The organism is Nostoc sp. CHAB 5715 (genome assembly GCF_020829685.1).
In the GTDB taxonomy this organism is placed as follows: Bacteria; Cyanobacteriota; Cyanobacteriia; order Cyanobacteriales; family Nostocaceae; genus Nostoc.
The window spans coordinates 1-3650 of the sequence record NZ_JAIVFR010000780.1 but is presented as its reverse complement, the minus strand read 5'-3'; the positions used below and the strand labels follow the sequence as shown (position 1 = coordinate 3650).

Genomic DNA, 3650 nt, shown 5'->3' with positions numbered 1-3650 from the left:
CACGCGATCGCCTGAGCGGGAAGGTCCTTCGCCCGCAGGATCAGCCATTGCGCATCCGGCGGGAGCAACGCCGCGGAAAGTTCGTCACCGTCATCGCCGGGTTCGCCCCTCCCCACTCCCCACTCCCCAGCACAAGTTGCATTAAAGCGGGAACAGAATTCCAAATTGTTACCTGATGCTTGGTAATTAGATGCATCCAGTGAGATGGATCGTTGGGGCGATCGCAATCGGGAATGACAATTGCTCCTCCGGCGGCGAGGATGCCAAATATGTCATATACAGATAAATCAAAACTCAAAGAAGACAGGGCTAAAATGCGATCGCTAGCTGTCACGTCAAAGCGTTGATTAATATCTAAAATCGTGTTCACCGCTCCCTGATGATCAATCATCACACCTTTAGGCTTGCCAGTAGAACCGGAAGTGTAAATGACGTATGCTAAATCTGTCGGTTGCTGTATCGGTGCGGGTATGTCTGTATGAGGTGGAGCATCAAGAGTATCAACACATATACGGCTGCAATCATCTGCCCATTCTAAAGCCACATCCAGCCAGGATTGAGTGAGGATAATTTGCGCTTGGGTTTCTTGCAACAAATGTAGGCGGCGTTGTGTCGGTAATTGAGGATCGATAGGCACATAAGCAGCCCCGGCCGTCAAAATTGCTAAGGCGGCAATTATTTGCTCCCAACCTTTATCCATGACAATTGCCACCAATTGATTTGGTATTATGCCTAGCTGCTGTAATAGTTCGGCAAGGTGACAAACGCGATCGCTCACCTGTTGATATGTCAGAGATTTTTGGGTAGTAAAGATTGCAGGCTGCTTGGGTTGCTTTGTTACCTGCTCAAAAAATAAGGTGTGAAGTAGGGAAATTGGGAATTGGGCATGGGGCATGGGGCATGGGGCACTTGTACTGAGCGAAGTCGAAGTATTGGGCATTGGAGAAAAGTCCATCTTCCCCATCTCCCTCATCTCGCCTGCTTCTGATGTTGCTAAATGTTCCAAAAACTCACAGTAGGTGTGGAACATTTCATCTAACAGCCCTGGTGGGAAGAGATCATCAATGGTATCCCAGTTAAAAACTAATGCCCCGGCAACTTCTGCTACTTGATGGTCAAAATACACTTGGGAAGTCTGACTGAGGCTGTATACTAAGTCACTTTGCCAGCTACGCTCTGTTGTTTGTTCTCGATTGTCTTGGGTGAGTGTACTGGTAAAAACTACGGGCATAATTGCGCCTGTCACCCGTTGTTGATTGCGGGCAACGTGACGCAGCACTTCCACACCACTGACATAACGATGATCTAAATCTTCCCATAGCTGTGCTTGAATGTAACGGGCAAGTTCCAGAAAATTTTTACGCCCCTTGTTCTCAATTGCCAAAAGCAAAGATGCGGTGAAGTCTCCCACAATTCGATTCACATCGGGATGCAAGGGTAGACGATTAAAAAGGGTCAAATTTATGGTAAAACATGGCTCTTTACTCCATCGAGACAGAATTTCAGCAAATGCAGCTAATAGCAAACCTGATGGCGTAATTCCGACTTGGCTGGCTTGCTGTTTTAGCCGATGCCATTTCTCTGGAGCTAAATTGCCACTGCGTCGGATAAAATGGGGTTGGGTGATTCTACTGAGAGGCTGAGTCAAAGGTAAATCTGGTGCGGCTGGTAGGGTGGCAAGTCTGGCTTGCCAGTATGCTTGCGATCGCGCATAAATTGCCGATTTCCGTAATTCCTGTTCTGCCAACACATAATCACGAAAAGATAATCTGCTTGTCGGCAATTGAATATCAGGATTGTGCAATATTTGCACTAGTTCTGTCCCTAGTAGTTTAAAACTCCAAGCATCGGCAATTAAAACATCAAAGCTAATGCAGAAGCGAATTTTTTCCTCATCCAATAAAACTGCTTGAATTTCAAATAATGGATAGCGATCGGTAGCAAATATTTGGTGAGAAAGGCGATCGCGCAACTCCATTAATTCTACCCCACCCGCCCTATCGGGCACCCTCCCAATGCCTTGGGCAGGGTTGGGGAGGGGTTTTAATTCTCCACGCAAATCAGTCACAGCAATTTTATAAGGTAGCACTTCTTTTAAAACGCGCTGTTGTCCATCGGGTTGCACAATCACCCGCAACATATCATGATGCTCAATTAGCCTTTGTAATGCCCATTCCATTTGTTCTACAGACAATCCCATCGTTTCAATTTCTTGGTAGCCGTGGGTAGCAACATTACCCAACTCAAAAGCGGCGTTACGTCCGATGAGATATGCTTGTTGAATATCCGTTAGAGGAAAGGGTTGATAGCGTTCCTGGGAACGTGGTTGAATTTGGGGTAATCTCGACTGGGTGATATCGCCTTGTAATTGCTCAATTTGTGCTGCCAGACCTGCGATCGTGGGATACTGAAATAAGCTCTTGAGAGGTACTTCTACATTGAGAGATTCATTGATTTTCGCCACTAACTGAATACCCAGCAGCGAATGTCCCCCCAACGCAAAAAAGTTATCATTAACTCCAATTTGTTCAACTTGAAGTGTTTCTTCCCAGATGATGGCAAGAGTTTGTTCTGTGGGTGTCCGTGCTTCTACATAGGCATTCTCTAATTGTGGACGTGTTTTTTCTACCGTGGGTAATGCCTGACGATGAATTTTGCCATTGGGAGTACGCGGCAATGCTTCCAGAGTAATAAAGTGTGCGGGAATCATGTAACCGGGTAAACGTTCCGCCAAAAATTGCCGCATATCTGAGGATTTTGCACTTAGAGAAGCAATATAAGCAACTAATTGTTTGTCACCCGTTACTTCTTCAGGAGCCATTACAGCACACTCTTGCACATCTGGGTGTTGACTGAGTACCGCTTCAATTTCAGCCAATTCAATACGATAACCCCGAATTTTCACTTGGTTATCCAATCTTCCCAAGTATTCCAAATTACCATCTGGGAGATAACGGACGCGATCGCCGGTTTTGTAGAGATTGGGCATTGGGCATTGGGCATTGGGCATTGGGCATTGGAAGCCTTGAGGTTCTGAGGTGGATGAACGGAGTTCCAAGGTGGATGAATCCAGTTCTGAGGTGGATGAACGGAGTTCCGAGGTGGATGAATCCAGTTCCGAGGTGGATGAATCCAGTTCCGAGGTGGATGAACGGAGTTCCAAGGTGGATGAATCCAGTTCCGAGGTGGATGAACGGAGTTCTGAGGTGGATGAATCCAGTTCCGAGGTGGATGAATTTAATTTTAACTCTCCCTTGCTCCCCTGCTCTCTGCTCCCCACTCCCTTCTCAAAGAGATTCGGCACAAACCGTTCTGCTGTTAAATCTGGACGCTGCCAATAACCCCGTGCTACTCCTGCACCACCGATGTAAAGTTCCCCAGGTACACCCACTGGTACTGGTTGCAAATTTTCATCTAAGACGTACACTTGACTATTAGCAATGGGTTGACCAATTGTCGGAGATAGAGTATCGGGAATAACACCTTTAAGTTGGACGTAGGTGGAATAAGTAGTATCTTCCGAGGGGCCGTAGAGGTTGAATATTTGCTGAATGTGGGGTAGTTCTTCAAGTTGTTGCACCAGTCGCCAACTCAAGGGAGTGGGGAGCAGAGAGCAGGGGAGCAAGGGAGAGTTAAAATTAAATTCATCC

At 46.7% G+C, this 3650-nt stretch carries 1 protein-coding gene; it reads right to left on the bottom strand.

Translation table 11 applies throughout. The annotated features are described in order from the left end of the window. Window positions 1-40: 40 nt before the first annotated feature. The coding region (locus LC574_RS31095) for an AMP-binding protein (RefSeq protein WP_229457434.1) at window positions 41-3650 on the bottom strand (3610 nt) is incomplete at its 5' end.